Genomic DNA, 21,860 nt, shown 5'->3' on the forward strand with positions numbered 1-21,860 from the left:
TTAAGAGGCGTTCTTGAAGCGCAGACGATCGATCAACTGGTTTTCCCAGTAGGTCAGGCTTCCGAGCGACAGCGCCAGCACGTTGGCGCGCCGGTAATACAGATGGCAGTCGAACTCCCAGGTGAACCCCATGCCGCCATGCACCTGAATGTTGTTCTTGGCGCAATGCTGGAACGCCTGCGTTGCGCTGATGCGAGCGGTTGCCGCCGCTTCCGGCAGCTCCGCAGCATCGGTCGAAAGCGCCCATGCGCCGTAATAGCAATTGGAGCGAGCCAGCGTCGCCGACACATACATGTCAGCGAGGATGTGCTTCACCGCCTGGAACGACCCGATCGGGCGACCGAAGGCGATACGGTCGAGCGCGTAGTCGCGGCCCATTTCGAGCGCGCGATCGGCGCCGCCCACCTGCTCGAACGCCGTCAGCACCGCTGCGCGGTCGAGCACGCGGGTCAGGATGCTCCAGCCTTCACCGGCAGCACCGAGCGGCTCCGCCTTCGCGCGGTCGAAAGTGATCTCCGCCTGACCATGCGCCTGATCGAGATTCGAAAGCGCCTTGCGCGTCACGCCATCGCCGTTGAGGTCGACGATGAACAGACCGATATCGGCTTCGCGTCCGGTCGATCCGGTTCGCGCCGCGACGATGGCGAAATCCGCAATCGCGCCATCCGCCACCGGCGTCTTGGTGCCGGATACCGCGCCCTGCGATGCCGAAACCTTGATCGCCTTATGCGACGGATTGCCGACGCCCTCGAACAGCGCCAGCGTGCCGATGGCTTCCCCCGACGCGATCTTCGGCAGCCATTTCGCCTTCTGCGCATCGCTGCCCGCGAGCATCAGTGCTTCGGCAGCGAGATAGATTGTCGACGAAAACGGCGCCGGCGCCAGCGCACGGCCGATTTCCTCGGCGATCACGCACAGTTCGAGATGACCAGCGCCCGCGCCGCCGAACTCTTCCGGGATCGCGACGCCAAGAAAGCCCATCTCGGCAAGGCCCTTCCACAGCGCCTTGTCATAGGGCGCCTTGCCTTCCAGCACCGCGCGCACCGCCTTCGGCGGCGAATGCTCCGCGAGGTAGCGCCGCGCCTGATCGCGCAACTGCTTCTGGTCTTCCGAGAATTCAAAGTTCATCTGGTTTGACTCGTGTTGTGAACGTGAAAGTTATCCGAGAACGATGACGTCCGGCCCCGGCTGGTCTGCATAAAGTTGCTCGACCAGCGCGGCGCGGCGCTCAAGCCCCGCGCGCTGGTTGATGTAGCCTTTGTCGGTCAGTTCATTGCCGTCGATGGACGGCGGCTCCGTCATCAGCATCACGCGGGCGATGGTCATGCTGGTCACGCCGTTGACGGCCTTGTTGTGCGCCAGCAATCCGTCGCACAGATGCGCGCGGACCTTCGGGTTATTCACCACCGTTTCCATCGATGCATCCATGTCGCCGATCAGGCGGCGGCAGGCATCGAGATTTGGCCACGCCAGCAGGCCGATGAAGGGGCGATCCTGCCCCGCGACCAGCGAGTCCTGGATCACCGGCGACGCAGCGGCAATCGCATCGGTGCGCAGCGAGCCGACCAGAATGAATGTGCCGGTGGTGAGCTTGAAGTCTTCCACGACGCGTCCGGAGAAGATCAGCCCCTTCGCGGGATCTTCGGGATCGACGAACACGCCGGCATCGCCGATGCAATAGAAGCCTTCCTCGTCGAACGCTTTTTGCGTCAATTCAGGCTGGCCGTGATATCCCGGCGTCACATTGACGCCGCGCAATCGTAATTCGTATTGCGCGCCTGCCGGCACCATCTTCAATTCAACGCCGGGGAACGGCAGGCCGATCAGGCCGACGCGCTCAGTGTCCCAATAGGTGCCGGTCGATGTCGGCGCGGTCTCCGTCGAACCCCAACCGGTGTAGAAAACAATGCGCTCGCCGGTGGCGCGCACAGCCAGTGCCTGCACACGGTCATAAAGATCGTCCGGCAGCCGCGCGCCGCCATAGGCGATCAGTCCGAGATTCCTGAAGAAGTTGCGGCACAGCGCATCATCCTTCTCCATTGCTGCGGCGAGTGCCGCATAACCGGCCGGGACGTTGGCGTAATAGGTCGGAGAAATCTCGCGCAGGTTGCGCAACGTCTCGTCGATCATGCCGGGCAGCGGACGGCCATCATCAATGTAAAGCGTGCCGCCTTCGACCAGCACCGGGTTGAACAGCGCGTTGCCGCCCATGGTGTGATTCCACGGCATCCAGTCGAGATAGATCGCCTCGGAATGACCGGGCGGACGCAGCCGCACCTGCATCATCATCCGGGCATTGGCGCACATCATCTTCTGGGTGTTGATGACGGCCTTCGGCATGCCGGTCGAACCCGACGTGAACAGCAGCTTGCCCACAGAATCCGGCGTGATCCGGGCAATCGACGCATCGACCGCCGGTGTCACCTTCGTCGCGGCGATATCTGCATAGGCGACACTTTTGATGTTGGCCGGGGGGCGATCGACATGGATCACCGTGATGCCGTCGAGATCGAGCGCGGCGAGCGCCTTCTCGAAGGTGGCGCCATCCTGCACCATCACCACCGCAGGTTTCACGAGACCGAACAGATACTTCAGCTTGGCGTGATCCTGACTCATCAGCGAGTACGCGGGAGAAACCGGCGCCGCCGGTATCCGCGCCTGCATCGCCGCCTGTGTCATCAGCGCGTGTTCGAGGGAGTTGCCGCTGAGGATCGCGATCGGCCGCCCTTCGGGAACATTCATGTCGAGCAGCGCCTGTGTCAGCGCATCGACCGTCCGCTTCGCCTCCCCATAGGACACCTTGCGCCACTGCCGCTCGGGGCCGCGGCGCTGCGCCAGCCAGGTGTGATCCGGGCGCTCGGCGGCCCACTTCGCCAGCGACGCCGGAATGTGGGGCTCGTACGGATCGAGCGGAATGCGGGACTTCAGAACGATCACGCCGTCGGCCCGACGGTCGACCGCGATGTCGCGCGGCAGCCACTCGATCTTCCGGAATGCGGGCTTCGTCAACACTGCTGCCGTCTCCGCGTTCACTTCGCTTCTCCCTAAACGCGGCCTCTTGTGAGGCCTTCTGTTTGTTGGTGCGCAACTACATATTGCGGTAGATCGGCTTCCTCTTCTCCAGAAAGGCCCGCACGCCTTCCTTGAAATCCTCGGACCGCGAGGTCAGCACCTGATTGCGGTCTTCCATCGCGATCACAGCTTCAATCGATGACGCATCGACGCTCATGTTGAGGCACTCCTTGGAGAGCCGCAGGCCGAGCGGCGATGCCGCCAGCATGGAGTCGATGTATGGCGCAGCGGCGGCATCGAGTCCGCCGTCGTCAACAACCTCCGACACAAGCCCGACCGCATGCGCGCGCTGGGCATGGATGAAGCGTCCGGTCAGAATCAGTTCTGACGCGACGGAGACGCCGACAAGCCGCGGCAGGAAATAGCTGGTGCCGATGTCACAGCCGCCAAGCCCAAGACGAATGAAGGCGCAATTCATCCGCGCCGACTTTGCGGCGATGCGAATGTCGGCGGCCAGCGCTAGCGCAAAACCGCCGCCCGAGGCCGCACCCTGCACCAGCGCAATGATCGGCTGCGGACAGCGCCGCATCAGCATCACGATATCGGCGATGGAGCGCTGATGATCGAGCGCATCGGCCACGCTGGCCGGCGGCGTGCCAGGCGGACGCCGGCTCATCGCCTCTTTCAGGTCGAGCCCGGCGCAGAACGCCCGGCCCGCCCCTTTCAGCACGACGATCCGGGTGCGTGTGTTGCGCGCCAGATCGCCGAAGTACTGATTCAGTGCATCGACCATCTGATCGTCGAGCGCGTTCAGGCTGTCCGGGCGATTGAGGGTCACCCAGTCCACACCGTCGGCATGCTCGACAAGCAGAGGCGTTGCGGTCATCGCGTTACCGCGGCGCCATGCGGATCGCGCCGTCGAGGCGGATCGTTTCGCCATTGAGCATCGGGTTCTCGACAATCGCGACCGCGAGCTGGGCGTACTCGCTCGGATCGCCGAGACGCGCCGGATGCGGCACCTGCGCGCCGAGGCTCTTCTGCGCTTCTTCCGAGAGGCCCATCAGCAGCGGCGTCAGGAACAGGCCCGGCGCGATGGTCATGACGCGGATGTTGAGCGAAGCGAGATCGCGCGCCACCGGCAGCGTCAGGCCGACGATGCCGCCCTTCGAGGCGGAGTACGCGGCTTGGCCAATCTGGCCGTCAAAGGCGGCGACGCTCGCGGTGTTGATGCACACGCCGCGCTCTTCGCCGATCGGCGGCGCGGTCTGCATGCGCTCGGCGACGAGACGGATGCAGTTGAACGAGCCGATCAGATTGACCTTGATGATGCGCGAGAAGTGATCGAGCGGATATGCGCCGTTCTTGCCGACAGTCTTCACCGCCCCGCCGATGCCGGCGCAGTTCACCAGCACGCGGATGGTGCCGTGCGCGGCTTCGGCCTTCGCGATGGCTTCCTTGACCGGCGCTTCCTCGGAGACGTCGCCGACCAGCGCAAGGCCCTTGATCTCCTTGGCGACGGCTTCCGCGCCTTCCTTGTTCATGTCGATGACGGCGACCTTCGCGCCCTTTGCGGCCATCGCGCGCGCAGTTGCCGCGCCCAAGCCTGAGCCGCCGCCGGTGATGAGTACTGAAACATCCTTGAGCTGCATAAGTCGTTTTCCTTAGGTGACGGATTGTTTAAGTCGTGATGACTTCAGGACGCTTTCGCGGAGGCCGCCTGCGACCACTGCGAAAGGATTTCGGCGGCATCGACCGGCGGCACAGCCGGTGATCCCTGAATGTTTGAAGGCGTCCGCGAGAAACGCGGCGCGGGCGCCGGTTGCACATGGCCATCGACATTGACGAAGGTCTGGCGGGCCGCGAGATGCGGATGCTTTGGGGCATCGAACAGGCCGCGCACGGCCGCGGCGCAGGCGTCCGATCCTTCCAGAATCTCTGCCCACTCATCGCGCGTCTTGCTCTTGAACAGTGCGGTCATTTTCTCATGCAGATGTGGCCAGCCCTTGCGGTCCATCTGCGCGTCGTAACAATCTTCGCTCAATCCGGCGAGCTTGCGCAGTTCCGCATAGAACTGCGGCTCGAGCGCGCCGATCGCCATGAAGCCGCCGTCCTTGCACTCATAGGTGCGATAGAACGGCGCGCCGCCGTCAAGCAGATTTGTGCGCGGCTGATCGGTCCATCGTCCGGTCGCTTTCATGCTGTGGAACATGGTCAGCATGCTCGATACACCGTCGCACATCGCCGCATCGACGACCTGGCCCTTACCCGAGGCGCGCGCCTCGATCACACCCGCCAGCACGCCAACGACGAGATACATCGCGCCGCCGCCGTAATCGCCGACAAGATTCAGCGGCGAAACAGTTTCACCGTTCGCGGCGCGGAATGAATCGAGCGCACCGGTGATGGCGATGTAATTGATGTCATGACCTGCCGCCTGCGCCAGCGGCCCTTCCTGGCCCCAGCCGGTCATGCGGCCATAGACCAGCTTCGGATTGCGCTTGAGCACAACGTCCGGCCCGAGGCCAAGCCGCTCCATCACCTGCGGCCGGAAGCCTTCGATCAGCACATCCGCAGCGCCGATCAAATCCAGAGCCTGAGTAACGTGAGCGGGATTCTTCAGATCCAGCTCGATGACGCGCCGGCCGCGATTGACGAAATCACGCACATCGCGCTTGCCCTGTCCGGGCCGCGCAATCGACACCACGTCCGCACCCATGTCGGACAGCAGCATCGAGGCGAACGGCCCCGGTCCGATGCCGGCGAATTCAACCACGCGTACGCCACGCAGCGGACCTGTTGCCGCCGAACGATCCTTCATTGTTGTTCTCTCCCGAACTCAAGTCTTCTTGTTGTTTGCACGCCGGATTAAGCAATCAGACGCGCCGCTTATCTTCAAACTGGCAAAATCTATCATGCCTTGCCGGACGACGATCCTTCCGTGTCGAAGGACATGGCTGCCTTGTCCGTCAGCAATCCGCCGAGGAACAGCGTCGTCATGTGCTTGATGTATTGACGCCTGACCTCGTCGGTGATGCCATTCGATCCAAGGAACCGCGCATTCATCTGGCGGCCGTAGAACAGGTTGTCGCACGCGCCGTTGAGGCTGATGTAGAACAGCGCGGGATCAACCTTGCGGAATTCACCCGCCGCAACGCCCTGTTCGAGCAGCCCGCGTACGAAATCGAACAGCGGGTTGATGAAAAAGCGATGCACCTCTTTTGAGGTGGCCTCACTGCCCTGATGCAGCAACAGATGAATCAGCCGGCTCAGATACGGCACCCGGTAATAGGCATTGATGATGCCGGCGATATGCCGCCGCATCTTCTCCGTCGGCGAAATCGGCTGATCGAGCACGAAAGCCAGATTCGTCATTTCCGCCGCAGCATCGCGCGCCAGCAGCGCCAGCAGCAGACCATCCTTGTTGCCGAAGTGATATTTCACCAGCGCGGCGTTCACACCGGACTTCTGCGCGATTTCGCTCAGTGACACTTCGGTCGAGTGCCGCTCGATCATAAGATCACCCGCGGCCACCAGCAATTTCGCAGCGGTCGCGTTCATCGGCGCGGCTTCCTTGTCGGGAACCTGCTTCGATGCTGGCCGGCGCGGCGCTTTGGCGGTCAAGGTCGGTGACATGTGCGGTCTCGAGAACGTTGTGAACCGCCAGCTAACCTGATGATCGGGCCGCGCTCAAGAGTTAATTGACCGATTGACTAAATCTCGCGCCGTGCTTTTATCGCGCCCAACCGAAAACAACCCAACAGGGAGCACCACCATGGCTGAAGCCTACATCGTCGCCACCGCCCGGACCGCAGGGGGACGCAAGGGGGGCGCCTCGCCGGCTGGCATCCGGTCGATCTCGCAGCCTCGGTGCTGGATTCGCTGGTGGACCGCACTGGCGTCGATCCCGCACAGATCGAAGACGTTATTATGGGCTGCGTCATGCAGGCCGGTGAACAGTCGAACAATGTCGCGCGCAACGCCGTGATGGCCTCGAAGCTTCCGGAAAGCGTGCCCGGCACCTCGGTCGACCGCCAGTGCGGCTCTTCGCAGCAGGCGCTTCACTTCGCCGCGCAGGCGGTGATGGCGGGTTCGATGGACATCGTGATTGCCGCTGGCGTCGAAGGCATGACCCGCGTCCCGATGGGGCTTCCAGCCACGCTGGCTGCAAAGAATGGCTTCGGCAACTATTACAGCCCGAACATCCAGGCGAAATATCCGAACATCCAGTTTAGCCAGTTCACCGGCGCTGAAATGATGGCGGAGAAGTACGGCCTCGCGAAAGAAGACCTCGACCAGTACTCCTACCAGAGCCACCAGAAGGCGATCGCCGCAACGCAGGCCGGCGCGTTCAAGGACGAGATCGTTCCGCTCAAGATCACCCGCGCCGACGGCTCGACCGATACTCACAACATCGACGAAGGCATTCGCTTCGATGCGACCATCGACGGCATCCGCGGCGTCAAGACGATTGCCGAGAACGGCAAGCTCACCGCCGCCAGCGCCAGCCAGATCTGCGACGGCGCGTCCGGCGTCATGATCGTCAACGAGAAAGGCCTGAAGGCGCTCGGTATCGCGCCGCTGGCGCGTATCCATCACATGACCATGATCGGCGGCGACCCGATCATCATGCTGGAAGCGCCGCTGCCCGCGACCCATCGCGCACTGAAGAAAGCCGGCATGAAGATCGACGACATCGATCTGTTCGAGGTCAACGAAGCCTTCGCCTCGGTGCCGACCGCATGGCTCAAGGACACCGGCGCCGATCCGTCGCGGCTCAACGTCAATGGCGGCGCGATCGCGCTTGGCCACCCGCTCGGCGGCTCCGGCACCAAGCTGATGACAACGCTGGTCAACGCACTGAAGCAGCGCAACAAGCGCTACGGTCTCCAGACCATGTGCGAAGGCGGCGGCATGGCCAACGTCACCATCATCGAGCGGCTGTAACAGCAGCTTTTGAGGGCGGGTTCATCACCCGCCCTTTTTTTGTGCCGTGGAGCATCCATCGCGGCACCTTCAAAGCCCAACAACGAGCGGCACAAGCCGCCGGAGCATCGAAACCGAGGAAACGCCCAGGGAGCTCAATGTCTCACCCTTCGATTCACGCCCAGTCGACGCCCGACAAAATCGCTTACCAGATGGCCGGCAGCGGCGATGCCATCACCTACCGCGATCTCGATCGCCGCTCCAACCAGGGCGCGCAGCTGTTCCGTTCACTCGGATTGAAGCAGGGCGATCACATCGCGCTGCTGATGGAAAACGCCATCGCCTTCATGGAGATCTGCTGGGCGGCCCAGCGCAGCGGCCTCTATTACACCGCCATCAGCCGCTACCTCACACCCGACGAGATCGCCTACATCGTCAAGGATTGCGGTGCCAAGGTCGTGATCACCTCGCCGAAATGCATCGGCTCGATCGCGCCGCTGCTCGGCGACGCGCCGGGCGCGCCGCATTTCTTCATCACCGGCGCGGCGCAGGGCGGGTTCAAGTCGTGGGACGACGCGCTGTCGGCGCAACCGGCCACGCCCATCGCCGACGAATCCGCCGGCTACGACATGCTGTATTCTTCGGGCACCACCGGGCGGCCGAAGGGCATCAAGCGTCCGCTGACCGAGCCCTCCATCCTGGTGCCCAATCCGCTGCTCAAGCTGTTGTGCTCGACCATGTGCGGCATGAACGAGACCAGCGTGTATCTATCGCCCGCGCCGCTCTATCACGCGGCTCCGCTGCGCTTCAACATGATGTGCGGCGCGCTCGGCGGCACCTCGATCATTATGGAATCGTTCGACGCCGAGGAATTCCTGCGGCTGGTCGAAAAGCACAAGGCGACGCAATCGCAGCTCGTGCCGACGATGTTCGTGCGCATGCTCAAGCTGCCGGACGAGGTGCGCACAAAGTACGACACCTCGACACTGAAAGGCGCGGTGCACGCCGCCGCTCCCTGCCCCGCCGACGTCAAGGGGAAGATGATCGACTGGTGGGGGCCGATCCTGATCGAATACTATGCCGGCTCCGAAGGAAATGGCGTCACCGTCTCGACCTCGAAGGACTGGCTGGCGCATCGCGGCACCGTCGGCCGCGCGGTCGTCGGCGAGCTCAAGATTCTCGACGACGATGGACACGAACTGCCGGTGGGCGAAACCGGCACTGTGTATTTTGCCGGCGGACCCGCATTTGCCTATCATAACGATAGCGACAAGACCCAGCGTGCCTACAACGACCGCGGCTGGTCGACGCTTGGCGATGTCGGGTACATGGACAACGATGGCTTTCTCTATCTCACCGACCGCAAGGCCTACATGATCATTTCGGGCGGGGTGAACATCTACCCGCAGGAAACCGAGGACGTGATGATCTCTCATCCGGCGGTAGCGGACGTCGCGGTGTTCGGTGTTCCGAACGAGGAAATGGGCGAAGAGGTCAAGGCCGTGGTGCAGCCGCACGACATGTCACGCGCGGGGAAGGACCTTGAGGCCGAACTGATCCTGTTTTGCCGCAAGCATCTGTCGCCGATCAAATGCCCGAAGAGCGTGGATTTCGAGGCCGAGCTGCCGCGAACGCCGACCGGCAAGCTGGTAAAACGTCATCTGCGCGACAAGTACTGGGCAAAGGTCAAGAAGGCGTCCGCGCAGGCGTGAGTTCAACGTCATTGCGAGGAGCACTAGCGACGAAGCAATCCAGCCCTTTTGGCATTCTGGATTGCTTCGCTTCGCTCGCAATGACGAGATTTACTCCTCCTTCAACCACTGCTCCACGAGCATGACGTCGGGCGGCTGGAGGTAGCGCGTCGTCCACATATCGACGACCCATTCGATCCGGCTTTCCTTCTCGACGATGACGGCCGTGTTGTGCGGCAGCTGCATCGCGAGGATGTTGCCGCGATAGCGCGGATTGCCGACGGTGTGGTGCTTCAGCAGGCCCCACTCCTGCAGCACCAGCAGCAAGCTGGACACATTGCGGGTCGAATCCCAGCAATCGAAATTCTTCGCATCCGCTCCGCTACGGATATCGGCGCGGGCGATGCGCGTGGTGGTGCCGATGGTCGGGCCGACCTTGCGGTCGAACCACATCACCGCCTTCTGGATCGCGGCGCGCTCGGCAATCGCGGAGGCCTTGCCCGCTGCGATGATCTGGGCCAGCGCCTTCCGGTCCACCGGCGTGAAATCAAGTTCGATGCGGCGGCGGCACACGAAACCGTAGCAGACCGTCATCGTCTCCGCCGTAGGCGGACTGGTCGAAACCGATGTGTAGAGTTCGCTCTGCTGCGGGGTGAGCTGCATGGCGGACGCAGGCTGCGCCGCGAGCGTGAATCCGAACGCAAGCCCGGAAACGACCGCCGCGGCTGAAACGACACGGAACACGAAAGGAAGATGGAACAACGCACGATCCTGAAAAGCCAGCCCCGCAGAACTATGGCGGATTTCTCGCGCGATCAACAGCTCGCTCCACTCGCCGTCAACATTCATGTGAACCGCGATCACACCGGGAGCGGCGCATCGCGTTTCACTTCTTCCATGACAGCATAAGTGCGCGTCTCACGCACACCGGGCAGAGCCAGCAATGTCTCGCCGAGGAACCGGCGATACGCTGTCATGTCGGCAACACGCGCCTTCACGAGATAGTCGAAGCCGCCGGCCACCATGTGGCACTCCAGCACTTCCGGTGCGAGCTTCACCGCGTCCGCGAAGCGCGCGAACACGTCCGCCGTGGTCTTGTCGAGCAGCACTTCGACGAACACCAGAAGACCCAATCCCAGCCGGTGCGGGTTGAGCCGCGCGCCGTAACCTTCGATGAAGCCGTCACGCTGTAACCGCTTCAATCGTTCCCCGATCGATGTCGGCGACAAGCCGATGCGTTCCGCCAGTTCGACGTTAGCGATCCGCCCGTCGGCCTGCAGAATATCGAGGATTTTCCGGTCTATCTTGTCTATGTCGCCCATTTATCCTGAATTTTTTCAGATATTCCGTAATTGATAAGGCAAAATAGCGAATTTGTCTATCGAACCACGGCAGGTATCGGAGATAGAATCGGGCAACGCAAGAGGATGCCATGCCCGACCGCCCCGACCTCGACCAATCCTTTTCAGCGCCGTTTGCAGCCGACGACAGCGTGATTGCTGCGCGGCTGCTTACGGCCGCTCCGCTCTCTGCCGAACAGAATGCCCGCATCGACACAACAACCACGCGGCTGATCGAGGCGGTGCGCGGCCATGACGGCGGCTTCGGCGGCGTCGAGGACATGCTGCGCGAGTTCTCGCTCTCGACCAAGGAGGGCCTCGCCCTGATGGTGATGGCTGAGGCGCTGCTGCGGGTACCGGACTCCGCAACTGCCGACCGCTTCATCGAGGACAAGCTTGGCCAGGGCGATTTCGCTCATCACAAGACGCGATCCCATGCGCTGCTGGTCAATGCCTCGGCGTGGGCGCTCGGTCTGTCCGCGCGCGTGATCCAGCCGGGTGAAACCCCGCAGGGCACCATCGGGCTGATCGCCAAGCGGATCGGTCTTCCGGCCGTGCGCGCCGCAACCCGGCAGGCGATGCGTCTGATGGGCAATCATTTCGTGCTTGGCGAAACCATCGAGGCCGCGCTCGCACGCGCGGCGGATGACGATGGTCCGCATCATCACCATCGCTATTCGTTCGACATGCTCGGCGAGGGCGCACGTACCGCCGCCGACGCCGCGCGCTATTTCGAGTCCTACGCCGCGGCGATCGAAGCCATCGGCGGCGCGGCGCACGACAAGGCGCTGCCGGACCGGCCGGGAATTTCCGTCAAACTGTCTGCGCTGCATCCGCGCTACGAGGCACTGAGCCGCTCGCGCGTGATGGCCGAACTCGTGCCGCTGACGCTTGATCTCGCACGCCGCGCCAAAGCACATGACATGAATTTCACCGTCGACGCCGAGGAGGCCGACCGCCTCGAACTGTCGCTCGATGTCATCGATGCGGTGTTCGCCGATCCGTCGCTTGATGGCTGGGACGGATTCGGGCTCGCGGTGCAGGCCTATCAGAAGCGCGCAGAGGCCGTGATCGATCATGTCTACGCTCTCGCGGAGCACGCCAATCGCCGCATCACCGTACGCCTCGTGAAGGGCGCCTATTGGGACACCGAGATCAAGCGCGCGCAGGAGCGCGGGCTCGAGGGCTATCCGGTGTTCACCCGCAAGGCGATGACCGATCTCAACTACATCGCCTGCGCGCGAAAGCTGCTCGCATTGCGCCCACGCATTTTCCCGCAATTCGCCACTCATAACGCGCTGTCGGTCGCGACAGTTGCGGAACTAGCGAGCGGCGATGACGGCTTCGAGTTCCAGCGCCTCCACGGCATGGGCGACGCGCTCTACGCGCAACTTCATGCGGATAGACCGGGACTCGCCTGCCGCATCTATGCGCCGGTCGGCAGCCATCGCGACCTGCTCGCCTATCTGGTTCGGCGGCTTCTGGAGAACGGCGCAAACTCCTCGTTCGTCGCATTGGCCGCGGACGACAGCATTCCCGTCGCGACACTGCTGGAACGGCCGGAGCAAATGATCCGGGCGCCGGATCGGGCCCGCAACTCCCGCCTGCCGCTGCCGCGTGAGCTTTATCTGCCACGTCTCAATTCGTGCGGCATCGAATTCGGAGACCGCGTCGCCCTGGACCTTCTGCTCAAGGCAGTTGCCGGCGAGATCTTGCCAACCGCCGCTGTGAATATCGCGACCGAGAAAGACGCCGCGGTTGCCGCGGCGCTCGCGCGCACCGGTTTCGCATTCTGGAGCCGGACGTCCGCAGAGACGCGCGCCGCCGCGCTGGAACGCGCAGCGGACCTGCTGGAGCGGCGGATGCCGCGCTTCATCGCACTGCTGCAAACCGAAGGCGGCAAGACCATCGACGATGCGGTCTCCGAAGTGCGCGAGGCAGTGGATTTCTGCCGTTACTATGCCGTGGAAGGCCGCAAGCTCTTCGGTGACGGTCTGCCGCTGCCCGGCCCGACCGGCGAGAGCAACACGCTTCGTTTGCGCGGGCGCGGTGTCATGGTCGCGATTTCGCCGTGGAATTTTCCGCTGGCGATTTTCGTAGGCCAGGTGGTGGCATGCCTGATGGCCGGCAACGCGGTCGCCGCAAAACCCGCCGAGCAGACCCCGCGCATTGCGGCGGAAACTGTGGCGCTCCTGCACGAGGCAGGTGTCCCGGACTCGGCGCTTCATCTCGTGCAGGGCGACGGCAAGATCGGCGCGGCGCTGGTCGCGGACGATCATATCGCAGGCGTGGTATTTACCGGCTCCACCGATGTCGCCCGCTCGATCAATCGTACACTCGCTACGAAGGATGGCCCGATCGTACCGCTGATCGCCGAGACCGGCGGCATCAATGCCATGATCGTCGATGCCACCGCACTGCCCGAACAGGTCGCCGACGATGTGGTGATATCGGCCTTTCGGTCGGCCGGCCAGCGCTGCTCGGCCTTGCGTCTGCTGTTCGTGCAGGACGACGTGGCGGACCGCATGATCGACATGATCGCAGGCGCGGCGCGCGAACTGACCGTCGGCGATCCGCGCGATCCGGCGACGCAGGTCGGGCCAGTGATCGATGCCGAGGCCAAGCAGCGGCTCGATGCGCACATTACCCAGATGAAAAGCACGGCGCGCGTGCATTTCGCCGGTGACGCGCCCTCATCAGGCAACTTCGTCGCGCCGCACATCTTTGAACTCGAAAGTGCGGATCAACTGACCGAGGAAGTATTCGGCCCGATCCTGCATGTGGTGCGCTACAAGGCGGCGGATTTCGAACATGTACTGCAATCCATCGCTTCAAGCGGCTACGGCCTGACGCTCGGCGTTCATTCGCGTATCGACGATGCCGTCGAAACCGTGGTGGAGCGGCTCGCAGTGGGCAACGTCTACGTTAACCGCAACATGATCGGGGCTGTGGTTGGCGTGCAACCGTTCGGCGGACATGGACTGTCGGGCACCGGGCCCAAGGCGGGTGGCCCGCATTATCTGCCGCGTCTCGCCACCGAGCAGACGGTGACCATCAACACCGCAGCGGCAGGCGGCAATGTCGGGCTGATGACGAATGAATGACCTCGCGGGCTAAAGCATCACCGGCTTGTCGGGCAGTTCGTTCTTGTTCGGCCCGGATCGCGGAAAATGCCTTGCGAGCAGCCTGGTGACCGCAGCAATGCCCTTGAGCACCCCGCCCTCGAAATTTCCGGCACGAAACTCCATTTCCATCACGCGGCAGATTGTCTCCCACTCCGCCTGCTGGACCTTCTCGTTGATGCCGCGATCGGCGACGATTTCAACATCGTGGTCGGCGAGCAGCAAATAGATCAGAACGCCATTGCTGTTCTCGGTGTCCCACACCCGCAGATGCGCAAACATATCGATGGAGCGCGCACGCGCGGACTGGTCCTTGAACAGCGGCACGCCATCGAGAGCGCCTTCCGCCGCGAAGCGGATTTGGCCGGTATGCGTCGCCTCGCTGGCCTTGATGGCCTTCTCGATGTTGACAAGTGCCTGCCGCGGAAATGCACGCCGGACCCGCCAGCGGTTGAGAAGAAGATGTTTGCCGATGCGCTTGATACCCATTGCTGTGCTCTCGGCTACCAACTGCCCGATGCGCCGCCGCCGCCGAAGCTGCCGCCGCCTCCGCTGAACCCGCCAGAACTGCTCGACCCGCCGGAACTGAATCCGCCGCCATAGCCGCCGCGGCCACCGCCGGATGACACGATACTATCCCCAATCATTGTGACGACGAAGGCGATCAATCCGCCGACAGCGGCGATCGGCAATACGCCGAGAAAGAACCAGATGAAGAAAGCAACGCCCCCGCCCGCGACAAGGGAACCAAGCAATCGCCCGAAGATTGCCCTGAAAATTCCGCCGCCGACCAGCACGATGATCAGGAGAAACGGGAAATACTCGCCGATCGCGCTGAGATCCGGCAGTTCGCCCTCAGGCTTCGGCGCGGGTAGCGGCTCGCCATCGATCACTTTCAGGATCCGATCCGCGCCGTCGGAGATGCCACCCGTGAAATCGCCATTCCTGAATTTCGGCGTAATGATCTCGTCGATAATCCGCTTCGAAGTGGCGTCGTTCAGCGCGCCTTCGAGGCCGTAGCCGACCTCGATGCGCAGCTTGCGGTCATTCTTGGCGATCAGCAGCAACGCGCCGTCGTCCACCTTTTTGCGCCCGAGTTTCCATTGCTCGACCACCCGCAGCGCGTACTGCTCGATGGTTTCCGGTTGCGTGGTCGGCACAATCAGCACCGCTAGCTGGCTGCCCTTGCGGTCCTCGAACGCCTTCAATTTTTGTTCGAGCGCCGCGACCTGATCCACCGACAGCGTCGCCGTCAGATCGACGACGCGTCCGGTCAGAGGCGGCACCGCGACATCGGCCAGCGCGACAAACGTCGCGCCGGCAAACGCCCAGCACAGCATGAATGTGAGAATGACCGCCCTTGCCGCTTTCATCGCGCGCGCTCGTTGCGCGCCCCTATTTCGCGGGCGCAGGCGTTGTTGAAGGTGCCGCCGGTGTGGGCGCCGGTGTGGCTGGAACGTTGAAATCGACCTTCGGCGCGGTCGAAATCGACTTCTCGTTCTCCACCGTAAAGTTGGCCTTTTCCTTATAGCCGAACACCATCGCGGTCAGGTTGTTCGGGAAAGTCCGGATGCCGACGTTATAGTCCTGCACCGCCTTGATGTAGCGGTTGCGCGCCACAGCGATGCGATTCTCGGTACCCTCAAGCTGCGCCACCAGATCGCGGAACAACTGATCGGATTTCAATTGCGGATAGTTTTCGGTCACCACCAGCAAGCGTGACAGCGCGCTGGTGAGCTCGCTTTGCGCGGCCTGGAATTTCTGCAGCGCCGCCGGATCGTTCAGGACGTCCGGTGTCACCTGCACACTGCCAACCTTGGCGCGCGCGTTGGTCACGCCGAGCAGCACGTCCTTTTCCTGCTGTGCGAAGCCTTTGACGGAATTGACGAGGTTCGGCACCAGATCGGCGCGGCGCTGGTACTGGTTGACGACTTCGGACCAGCCCGACTTCACCGACTCGTCGTTCTGCTGGATCGCATTGTATCCGCAATTGGTGAGGCTCAGCGACGCGAGCGCTGCGAGGACCGTCAAAATCTTGCGCATGAATGATCTCCATTAAAACGCCGGACGCCGGCAAACTGAACGAACAGGCGGGTGACCCTACGATGGTCTTGTGACGGCGAGCATACACACTCGCGCGGGCCGGGTGAACCTTGCGAAACATGACAGCGTTGCGCGAGGTTTTGCTGGCAATCTGCGCTGGCAACGTTCTAGGTTCTGTTTCGAAACCAACTCGACACGGAACAGCGACCATGACAGCCACCGCGATTACCTCATCCGAAACCGCGATCGACACCGGCACCGAGGAACTGCTTTGCGCGGTTCGCGAGCGCGTCGCGGTCATTACGCTTAATCGCCCCCACGCCCGCAACTCGCTCTCTGACAACCTGACCCCGGCGCTGCGGCGCATGATCAAGCTCTGCGGTGAAGACCCGGCCGTTGGCGCCATTCTCATCACCGGCGCGGGCGACGCGTTCTGCGCCGGCGGCGACATCAAGGGCATGGGCGGCAAGAGCGGCAGCAGCAATGCACCGGAACTGACATTCGACGAGAAGGTCGCACGGCTGCAGGAACGTCAGCGCACGTTGACCGGCGCGCTGGTCAAGGTGCGCAAACCAACCATCGCGGCGCTGCCCGGTCCGGCCGCCGGCGCCGGGCTTTCGCTGGCGCTGGCCTGCGACCTGCGCATCGCGGCAGAGTCAGCCTTCGTCACCACCGCCTATGTGAAAATCGGACTCAGCGGCGATTACGGCATGGCGTGGCTGCTGACACGTCTTGTCGGGACGTCACGCGCGCGCGAACTGATGTTCTTCGGCGAGAAGATCGATGCCAAACGATGCGAGACGCTCGGCATCGTCAATCGCGTGGTGCCGGACGACAGGCTGCGCGAGGAAGCATTCGCAATGGCGAAGAAGCTCGCCGACGGTCCTTCGACGGCGTTGCGTTTTCTCAAGGACAATCTCGACGAAGCGCTGATGAACGATTTTCTGACATCGCTCGATCATGAAGCCGAGCGCATGGTGCGATCCGCCGGCACCGCGGATCACAAGGAAGCCGTGAAAGCTTTCGTCGAGAAGCGCAAACCAGTGTTCAAGCGCAGCTAGCTCGCGGGTGAATCAAACACCCTCGAACTGCAACCGCGCCAGCCGGGCATAGAGGCCGTTCGCTGCGACCAGCGAGGCGTGCGTGCCCTGCTCGACGATGCGGCCGTTTTCCATCACCAGGATGCGGTCGCAGGACAGAACGGTGGCGAGACGATGCGCGATCACCAGCGTGGTGCGGTGGCTCATCAGTTCTTCCAGCGCGGTCTGCACCAGCGTCTCGCTCTCGGCGTCGAGCGATGACGTCGCTTCGTCAAGCAACAGCAGTGGCGCATCGCGCAGGATCGCGCGTGCAATCGCAATGCGCTGGCGCTGTCCGCCGGACAGCGTCACGCCGCGTTCGCCGAGCTGCGTGTCGAAGCCCAGCGGCAACCGCGTGATGAATTCGGTGGCGTGGGCCAGATCGGCGGCGCGGGCGACCTCTGCATCGCTGGCGTCGGGACGTCCGAAACGGATGTTCTCGCGGGCGCTGGTGGCGAACACCGCCGAATCCTGCGGCACCAGCGCGATGCGTGAACGCACCGCGGACGGATCAGCCTCGCGGACCGGAACGCCGTCGACCGAGATCACACCGGAGGCGGGATCGTAGAACCGCAGCAACAGATGAAACAGTGTGCTCTTGCCGGCACCCGATGGTCCGACCACCGCAACCTTTTCGCCGGCCTTCACCGCGAACGACACGCCATCGACGGCCAGATGATCGGGCCGCGTCGGATAGGAGAACCGCACATCGTCGAACACAACGTCACCACGCGGCGGCACCGGCAGCGCGCGTGGACTGGCGGGCGCGGCGATGTCCGGCTTGATGCGCAGGATTTCGAACAACCGCTCCGAAGCGCCGGAGGCCTGCGAAATCTCGCCCCACACCTGACTGAGTTCGCCAAGGGCACCAGCCGCGAACGCCGCATAGAGAATGAACTGGCTGAGACGTCCGGCGCTGATTTGGTTGGTCAGCACGTCATGCGAACCGACCCACAGGATCGCAATGACGCTGGCGAAAATCAGGAAGATCACTGTCGCGGTGAGAAACGCGCGCGCGCGGGTCGAACTGCGCGCCGCGACATAAGCCCGCTCGACTTCGCCGCCGAACCGCGCCTCCGCGAGGCGTTCATTGGTGAAGGCCTGCAGCGTGCGGATCGCACCGATCAATTCCGATGCATAGGATGAGGCTTCCGCCAGCGTGTCCTGTGCGCCGCGCGACAGTTTCTGCACGCGGCGGCCGAACGCGACCAGCGGCAGCACGATCAGCGGGATCACCGCGAGTACGAAGCCGGAAAGCTTCGGGCTGGTGACAACCATCATGGTGGACGCGCCGATGAACAGCACGAGATTACGCAGCGCGATCGAGACCGATGCGCCCACCGCCGACTTGATCTGCGTGGTGTCGGCCGTCAGGCGCGAGACCAGTTCGCCGCTGTGCGCGGTGTCGAAGAAGGATGGAGACAGCGACGTCAGATGCCTGAACACATCGCGGCGCAGGTCGGCGACGATCCGCTCGCCCAATGTGATAACGAGGTAGTAGCGCGCGGCGCTGGCGCAGGCGAGGACCGCCACCACGGCGATCATCACCGCGAAGTAGCTGTTGATCAGCGCAAGACCTTCGGGACTGAAACCGAAATCGATCATGCGGCGCACCGCAAGCGGCACCACCAGCGTCGCGGCGGAGGCGATAATCAGCGCCACCAGCGCCGCGAAGGCCTGTCCGCGATAGCGCGCCACGTAGGGCGCCAGCGCCATCAGGGGCCGCAGCTTCACGCCGCGGGATTTCTTCTGCGACGTCTCCGGCGTGTCAGGTGACGGCCCGGCATCAGGCGTGGAAACCCCTTTGGCCGCTCCCGCCTCCCGCGCCAGCGCGGATGGCAGACCCGGGTCTTCAACGCGTTCCACTGCACTCATTTTGTATTGGCCACCGTGTTGCTTTCTGGCCCTCAAATAGGCCCCATGGCAGGCGCTGGCAAATGACGTTCTCAGCTTGTTTCACGGCCTGTCCTGCGATATAGAGCGGCCAAATTCGTCCCGAACATTCCCGATCTGTGGGCGCACGGCGCCAGAGGATTTGCCATGAAAGCCGAAATTCACCCGGATTATCATACAATTAAGGTCGTTATGACCGACGGGACCGAGTACCTGACCCGCTCGACCTATGGCAAGGAAGGCGACACGCTGAACCTGGATATCGACTCCAAGTCGCATCCGGCCTGGACTGGCGGTACCCAGCAGTTGCTGGACCGTGGCGGCCGCGTTTCGCGCTTCCAGAAGAAGTTTTCGGGCTTCCTCAAGAAGGACTGATCCTTCTCAGGGTTCGGACACTCCGGCATTCGACACCAAAACGCCCCCGCTGTCGCAGGGGCGTTTTTCGTTTTGAGCATGCGCGTGACGCGGATTTCTTATTTTCACCTCTCCCCGCAAGAGCGGGCGAGGTAACAACCGGAACGCTTATCGCTCGAACGCGGCCTTCAGCATGTTCATCTGCGGCACCAGCGGATTGCCGATCGAAAGATGCTCCGAGGCGGGCGTATGGATCGTCATATCGAGCCGGCGCACCTTCGCCTGCAGCGCCATTGAGCGGGATACAAGATCCTGCAACCGCTCCGGCAACTTCGTGATGATGTCGTCCGGACCGGGATCGGCCGCGGTCAGCTTGACCTTGGTCTTTTCGCGATTGGCCTGATGCAGCGTCATCTCGCCTTCCTTGACCGCGCGATGTAGCAGCAGCCAGGACGCCAGTTGCATGAGCCGCGTTGTCAGCCGCATGCTTTCAGTCGCATAGCTCAGACTGACAGAGCGCTCGAGCGCCCTGGCCTCAAGCCGGCCCGGCCCGTCGAGATAGGCCGCGGTCTCTTCGACGAGATCCATGCCTTCCCGGAACAAGGTCCCGAAGGCGGGTGAATTGGTGATCCGCTCACTGAGAAGAACGAGATCGGCTGCGCCCTGGTCGGACATGGTTAACGCCTCACGCGGTTACGCTGATTTTTTTATGATGAACAAATGATTGCGCGCCCGTGGCCGGGAGTCCAGCCACTTGCGATAACAATGAGGAGATATGGTTTCCAGCGGGATGCCGCACGCGGCAAAACGGGCCCGCAAAGATTAACGCAGCGGGCAAAAAAGAGCCGCCGTTTCCGGCGGCTTTTGAAAGTTGATAACAGGGAGGCGTCAAACAGAGTGGACAGGAGCCACTCGGTGTCCAAACAAGGACAATCAAAGTCATAAACCCGAAAGCTTAATACGCCGTAAATGAACGATTCCATTTACGGTTCCTTCGTAATTGCTTGGAACCGGATGTCCTACATCCTTCGTTCGTTTCATGTTGCGGCACTCTCTGCGAACCACCGCACGAGTTCACGATTTGAAAAACGCATTCGCAGCCTCGCGGCTGGCGCGTTTCTTCGCGGCGTCGGCTTTCAGCCGTTCGATCTCGGCGGCCAGTGCTGCAATGCGGTCTTCGATATCCTCGAACGACAGCAGCGACAGATCCTGCCCCAGTTCATGGGTGATTTTCTTCCTCGGCTTGTCGTCATCATCGCCGGCCATGCTTCCCTCCTGTGGCTCGCCCGATTATAGCTGACATCCTTCATTCTCGCCCCACCGCCGCAAGGACACATCATGGACAAGCTGCCCGCACAAATGACCGCGATCGCGATTTCGAAGCCCGGCGGCCCCGAGGTGCTCGTGCCAGAACAGCGTCCGGTGCCGAAGCCGGGGCCAAATGAAATTCTCATCAAGGTCGCCGCCGCCGGCGTGAACCGTCCTGACGTGTTGCAGCGCCTGGGACTCTATCCGGTGCCTCCCGGCGCGAGCGACCTTCCCGGTCTCGAAATCTCCGGCGAAGTGGTCGCACTCGGTGAGGGTGTCACCAAGCGCAAGATCGGCGACAAGGTGATGTCGCTGGTCGCGGGCGGCGGCTATGCCGAATATTGCATCACCCACGAGACCCACGCGATGTCGGTGCCGAAAGGGCTTTCGATGATCGACGCCGGCGCGGTCGCTGAAACGCTGATGACCGTCTGGCACAACGTGTTCGAGCGCGGCGGCCTGAAGCCCAATGAGACGCTGCTGATTCACGGCGGCTCCTCAGGCATCGGCACCATGGCCATTCAAATGGCGAAGGCGCATGGCGCCAAGGTGTTCGTCACCGTCGGCGGGCAGGACAAGGTCGATGCGTGCCTCAAGCTCGGCGCGGACGCGGCAATCAACTACAAGACCGAGGACTTCGTCGAAAGGATCAAGGCCCTGACCGATGGCGCGGGCGTCAACGTCATTCTCGATATGGTCGGCGGCGATTATATCGATCGCAACTATGAGGCTGCCGCGATCGAGGGCCGCATCGTCCAGATCGCGTTCCTCGGCGGCTCGAAGGCCACACCGAATTTCGCCAAGCTGATGATGAAGCGGCTCCACCACACCGGCTCGACGCTGCGTCCGCGATCGGTCGCCGACAAGGCAGCCATGGTCAGTGCAATTGAGGCCAAGGCCATGCCTTGGCTCGCCGATGGCCGCGTCAAACCCCTGATGGATAGCTCATTCCCGCTGAAAGACGCCTCAAAAGCCCATGCGCGGATGGAAACCAGCCAACATATTGGCAAAATTGTGCTGACGCTTTAGGGCTGGGGAACCCATCGAAACCCTTTGATTTGCTTCATATTCGTGGCATTTATCGCGTTCCTTCCG

The 21,860-nt window shown here is 62.7% G+C and carries 19 protein-coding genes and 1 pseudogene; 6 read left to right on the forward strand and 14 right to left on the reverse strand.

The window, feature by feature from the left end; genetic code table 11:
• From BN32_RS24520 to BN32_RS24545, 6 genes are all read right to left on the reverse strand, one after another.
• Positions 1 to 1,128 carry an acyl-CoA dehydrogenase family protein gene (locus tag BN32_RS24520; RefSeq protein WP_019199811.1) on the reverse strand — a complete coding sequence of 376 codons (1,128 nt, stop codon included), beginning with the start codon at positions 1,126 to 1,128 and terminating at the stop codon, positions 1 to 3.
• Positions 1,129 to 1,158: 30 nt separating this feature from the next.
• Entirely contained in the window at positions 1,159 to 3,033 is a 1,875-nt protein-coding gene (locus tag BN32_RS24525; protein ID WP_019199810.1) for an AMP-binding protein, read from the reverse strand.
• A 55-nt stretch (positions 3,034 to 3,088) separates the two neighbouring features.
• The gene (locus BN32_RS24530) at positions 3,089 to 3,898 is read right to left on the reverse strand and encodes an enoyl-CoA hydratase/isomerase family protein (protein WP_040427694.1); all 810 of its coding nucleotides are present in this window, start codon (positions 3,896 to 3,898) and stop codon (positions 3,089 to 3,091) included.
• A 4-nt stretch (positions 3,899 to 3,902) separates the two neighbouring features.
• Positions 3,903 to 4,661, reverse strand: a complete 759-nt coding sequence (locus BN32_RS24535) for an SDR family NAD(P)-dependent oxidoreductase (RefSeq protein ID WP_019199808.1) — start codon at positions 4,659 to 4,661, stop codon at positions 3,903 to 3,905.
• Positions 4,662 to 4,705: 44 nt separating this feature from the next.
• Positions 4,706 to 5,830: a CaiB/BaiF CoA transferase family protein gene (locus BN32_RS24540; RefSeq protein ID WP_019199807.1), complete on the reverse strand. Its 1,125-nt coding sequence runs from the start codon at positions 5,828 to 5,830 to the stop codon at positions 4,706 to 4,708.
• A gap of 92 nt (positions 5,831 to 5,922) precedes the next feature.
• The gene (locus tag BN32_RS24545) at positions 5,923 to 6,645 is read right to left on the reverse strand and encodes a TetR family transcriptional regulator (RefSeq protein WP_019199806.1); all 723 of its coding nucleotides are present in this window, start codon (positions 6,643 to 6,645) and stop codon (positions 5,923 to 5,925) included.
• 139 nt (positions 6,646 to 6,784) lie between these two features.
• Here BN32_RS24545 and BN32_RS24550 point away from each other — a divergent pair.
• Positions 6,785 to 7,956: pseudogene (locus tag BN32_RS24550) on the forward strand (acetyl-CoA C-acetyltransferase).
• A 137-nt stretch (positions 7,957 to 8,093) separates the two neighbouring features.
• Positions 8,094 to 9,647 (forward strand): acyl-CoA synthetase, encoded by a 1,554-nt coding sequence (locus BN32_RS24555; protein ID WP_040427590.1) that lies wholly within the window; start codon positions 8,094 to 8,096, stop codon positions 9,645 to 9,647.
• Between the two features lie 90 nt (positions 9,648 to 9,737).
• Here BN32_RS24555 and BN32_RS24560 read toward each other — a convergent pair whose 3' ends face one another.
• Together BN32_RS24560 and BN32_RS24565 are read right to left on the reverse strand one after the other, a co-directional pair.
• Positions 9,738 to 10,475 carry a hypothetical protein gene (locus BN32_RS24560; RefSeq protein WP_430641976.1) on the reverse strand — a complete coding sequence of 246 codons (738 nt, stop codon included), beginning with the start codon at positions 10,473 to 10,475 and terminating at the stop codon, positions 9,738 to 9,740.
• Between the two features lie 11 nt (positions 10,476 to 10,486).
• Positions 10,487 to 10,948: an Lrp/AsnC ligand binding domain-containing protein gene (locus BN32_RS24565; RefSeq protein WP_019199802.1), complete on the reverse strand. Its 462-nt coding sequence runs from the start codon at positions 10,946 to 10,948 to the stop codon at positions 10,487 to 10,489.
• A gap of 110 nt (positions 10,949 to 11,058) precedes the next feature.
• Here BN32_RS24565 and putA point away from each other — a divergent pair, with 110 nt between their 5' ends.
• Complete coding sequence (putA, locus tag BN32_RS24570; RefSeq protein WP_019199801.1) at positions 11,059 to 14,070, forward strand: bifunctional proline dehydrogenase/L-glutamate gamma-semialdehyde dehydrogenase PutA; 3,012 nt, start codon at positions 11,059 to 11,061, stop codon at positions 14,068 to 14,070.
• A 9-nt stretch (positions 14,071 to 14,079) separates the two neighbouring features.
• On the opposite strand, the gene BN32_RS24575 is transcribed toward putA, so the two are convergent.
• The 3 genes from BN32_RS24575 to BN32_RS24585 are packed head-to-tail and all read right to left on the reverse strand — an operon-like array spanning position 14,080 to position 16,131.
• Entirely contained in the window at positions 14,080 to 14,577 is a 498-nt protein-coding gene (locus BN32_RS24575) for a TPM domain-containing protein (protein WP_019199800.1), read from the reverse strand.
• A gap of 14 nt (positions 14,578 to 14,591) precedes the next feature.
• A complete protein-coding gene (locus tag BN32_RS24580; protein WP_019199799.1) occupies positions 14,592 to 15,461 on the reverse strand; it encodes a TPM domain-containing protein in 870 nt (289 codons plus the stop codon).
• A gap of 22 nt (positions 15,462 to 15,483) precedes the next feature.
• On the reverse strand, positions 15,484 to 16,131 hold the full coding sequence (locus BN32_RS24585; protein WP_019199798.1) for a LemA family protein: 648 nt from the start codon (positions 16,129 to 16,131) through the stop codon (positions 15,484 to 15,486).
• 209 nt (positions 16,132 to 16,340) lie between these two features.
• Here BN32_RS24585 and BN32_RS24590 point away from each other — a divergent pair, with 209 nt between their 5' ends.
• On the forward strand, positions 16,341 to 17,192 hold the full coding sequence (locus BN32_RS24590; RefSeq protein WP_019199797.1) for an enoyl-CoA hydratase: 852 nt from the start codon (positions 16,341 to 16,343) through the stop codon (positions 17,190 to 17,192).
• 12 nt (positions 17,193 to 17,204) lie between these two features.
• Here the strand turns inward: BN32_RS24590 and BN32_RS24595 are convergent, their stop codons facing one another.
• Complete coding sequence (locus BN32_RS24595) at positions 17,205 to 19,085, reverse strand: ABC transporter ATP-binding protein/permease (RefSeq protein ID WP_019199796.1); 1,881 nt, start codon at positions 19,083 to 19,085, stop codon at positions 17,205 to 17,207.
• A gap of 165 nt (positions 19,086 to 19,250) precedes the next feature.
• On the opposite strand from BN32_RS24595, the gene rpmE reads away from it, so the two are divergent.
• The gene (gene rpmE / locus BN32_RS24600; protein WP_019199795.1) at positions 19,251 to 19,478 is read left to right on the forward strand and encodes a 50S ribosomal protein L31; all 228 of its coding nucleotides are present in this window, start codon (positions 19,251 to 19,253) and stop codon (positions 19,476 to 19,478) included.
• Positions 19,479 to 19,625: 147 nt separating this feature from the next.
• On the opposite strand, the gene rcdA is transcribed toward rpmE, so the two are convergent.
• Both rcdA and BN32_RS24610 read right to left on the reverse strand, forming a co-directional pair.
• Complete coding sequence (gene rcdA / locus BN32_RS24605; RefSeq protein ID WP_019199794.1) at positions 19,626 to 20,132, reverse strand: protease adaptor protein RcdA; 507 nt, start codon at positions 20,130 to 20,132, stop codon at positions 19,626 to 19,628.
• Positions 20,133 to 20,531: 399 nt separating this feature from the next.
• On the reverse strand, positions 20,532 to 20,723 hold the full coding sequence (locus BN32_RS24610) for a DUF1192 domain-containing protein (RefSeq protein WP_019199793.1): 192 nt from the start codon (positions 20,721 to 20,723) through the stop codon (positions 20,532 to 20,534).
• Positions 20,724 to 20,795: 72 nt separating this feature from the next.
• Between BN32_RS24610 and BN32_RS24615 the strand changes: the two genes are divergently transcribed.
• Positions 20,796 to 21,794: an NAD(P)H-quinone oxidoreductase gene (locus BN32_RS24615; protein WP_019199792.1), complete on the forward strand. Its 999-nt coding sequence runs from the start codon at positions 20,796 to 20,798 to the stop codon at positions 21,792 to 21,794.
• Positions 21,795 to 21,860 lie beyond the last annotated feature (66 nt).

The sequence above is a fragment of the Afipia birgiae 34632 genome (assembly GCF_000308295.2).
Classification (GTDB): Bacteria; Pseudomonadota; Alphaproteobacteria; order Rhizobiales; family Xanthobacteraceae; genus Afipia; species Afipia birgiae.

Excerpts from the sequence above, each read along its gene's own strand:
- BN32_RS24520 (WP_019199811.1), bottom strand. The coding sequence starts at position 1,128 with ATGAACTTTGAATTCTCGGAAGACCAGAAGCAGTTGCGCGATCAGGCG.
- BN32_RS24530 (WP_040427694.1), bottom strand. The coding sequence starts at position 3,898 with ATGACCGCAACGCCTCTGCTTGTCGAGCATGCCGACGGTGTGGACTGG.
- BN32_RS24535 (WP_019199808.1), bottom strand. The coding sequence starts at position 4,661 with ATGCAGCTCAAGGATGTTTCAGTACTCATCACCGGCGGCGGCTCAGGC.
- BN32_RS24540 (WP_019199807.1), bottom strand. The coding sequence starts at position 5,830 with ATGAAGGATCGTTCGGCGGCAACAGGTCCGCTGCGTGGCGTACGCGTG.
- BN32_RS24545 (WP_019199806.1), bottom strand. The coding sequence starts at position 6,645 with ATGTCACCGACCTTGACCGCCAAAGCGCCGCGCCGGCCAGCATCGAAG.
- BN32_RS24555 (WP_040427590.1), top strand. The coding sequence starts at position 8,094 with ATGTCTCACCCTTCGATTCACGCCCAGTCGACGCCCGACAAAATCGCT.
- BN32_RS24560 (WP_430641976.1), bottom strand. The coding sequence starts at position 10,475 with ATGAATGTTGACGGCGAGTGGAGCGAGCTGTTGATCGCGCGAGAAATC.
- BN32_RS24565 (WP_019199802.1), bottom strand. The coding sequence starts at position 10,948 with ATGGGCGACATAGACAAGATAGACCGGAAAATCCTCGATATTCTGCAG.
- putA (WP_019199801.1), top strand. The coding sequence starts at position 11,059 with ATGCCCGACCGCCCCGACCTCGACCAATCCTTTTCAGCGCCGTTTGCA.
- BN32_RS24575 (WP_019199800.1), bottom strand. The coding sequence starts at position 14,577 with ATGGGTATCAAGCGCATCGGCAAACATCTTCTTCTCAACCGCTGGCGG.
- BN32_RS24580 (WP_019199799.1), bottom strand. The coding sequence starts at position 15,461 with ATGAAAGCGGCAAGGGCGGTCATTCTCACATTCATGCTGTGCTGGGCG.
- BN32_RS24585 (WP_019199798.1), bottom strand. The coding sequence starts at position 16,131 with ATGCGCAAGATTTTGACGGTCCTCGCAGCGCTCGCGTCGCTGAGCCTC.
- BN32_RS24590 (WP_019199797.1), top strand. The coding sequence starts at position 16,341 with ATGACAGCCACCGCGATTACCTCATCCGAAACCGCGATCGACACCGGC.
- BN32_RS24595 (WP_019199796.1), bottom strand. The coding sequence starts at position 19,085 with ATGAGTGCAGTGGAACGCGTTGAAGACCCGGGTCTGCCATCCGCGCTG.
- rpmE (WP_019199795.1), top strand. The coding sequence starts at position 19,251 with ATGAAAGCCGAAATTCACCCGGATTATCATACAATTAAGGTCGTTATG.
- rcdA (WP_019199794.1), bottom strand. The coding sequence starts at position 20,132 with ATGTCCGACCAGGGCGCAGCCGATCTCGTTCTTCTCAGTGAGCGGATC.
- BN32_RS24610 (WP_019199793.1), bottom strand. The coding sequence starts at position 20,723 with ATGGCCGGCGATGATGACGACAAGCCGAGGAAGAAAATCACCCATGAA.
- BN32_RS24615 (WP_019199792.1), top strand. The coding sequence starts at position 20,796 with ATGGACAAGCTGCCCGCACAAATGACCGCGATCGCGATTTCGAAGCCC.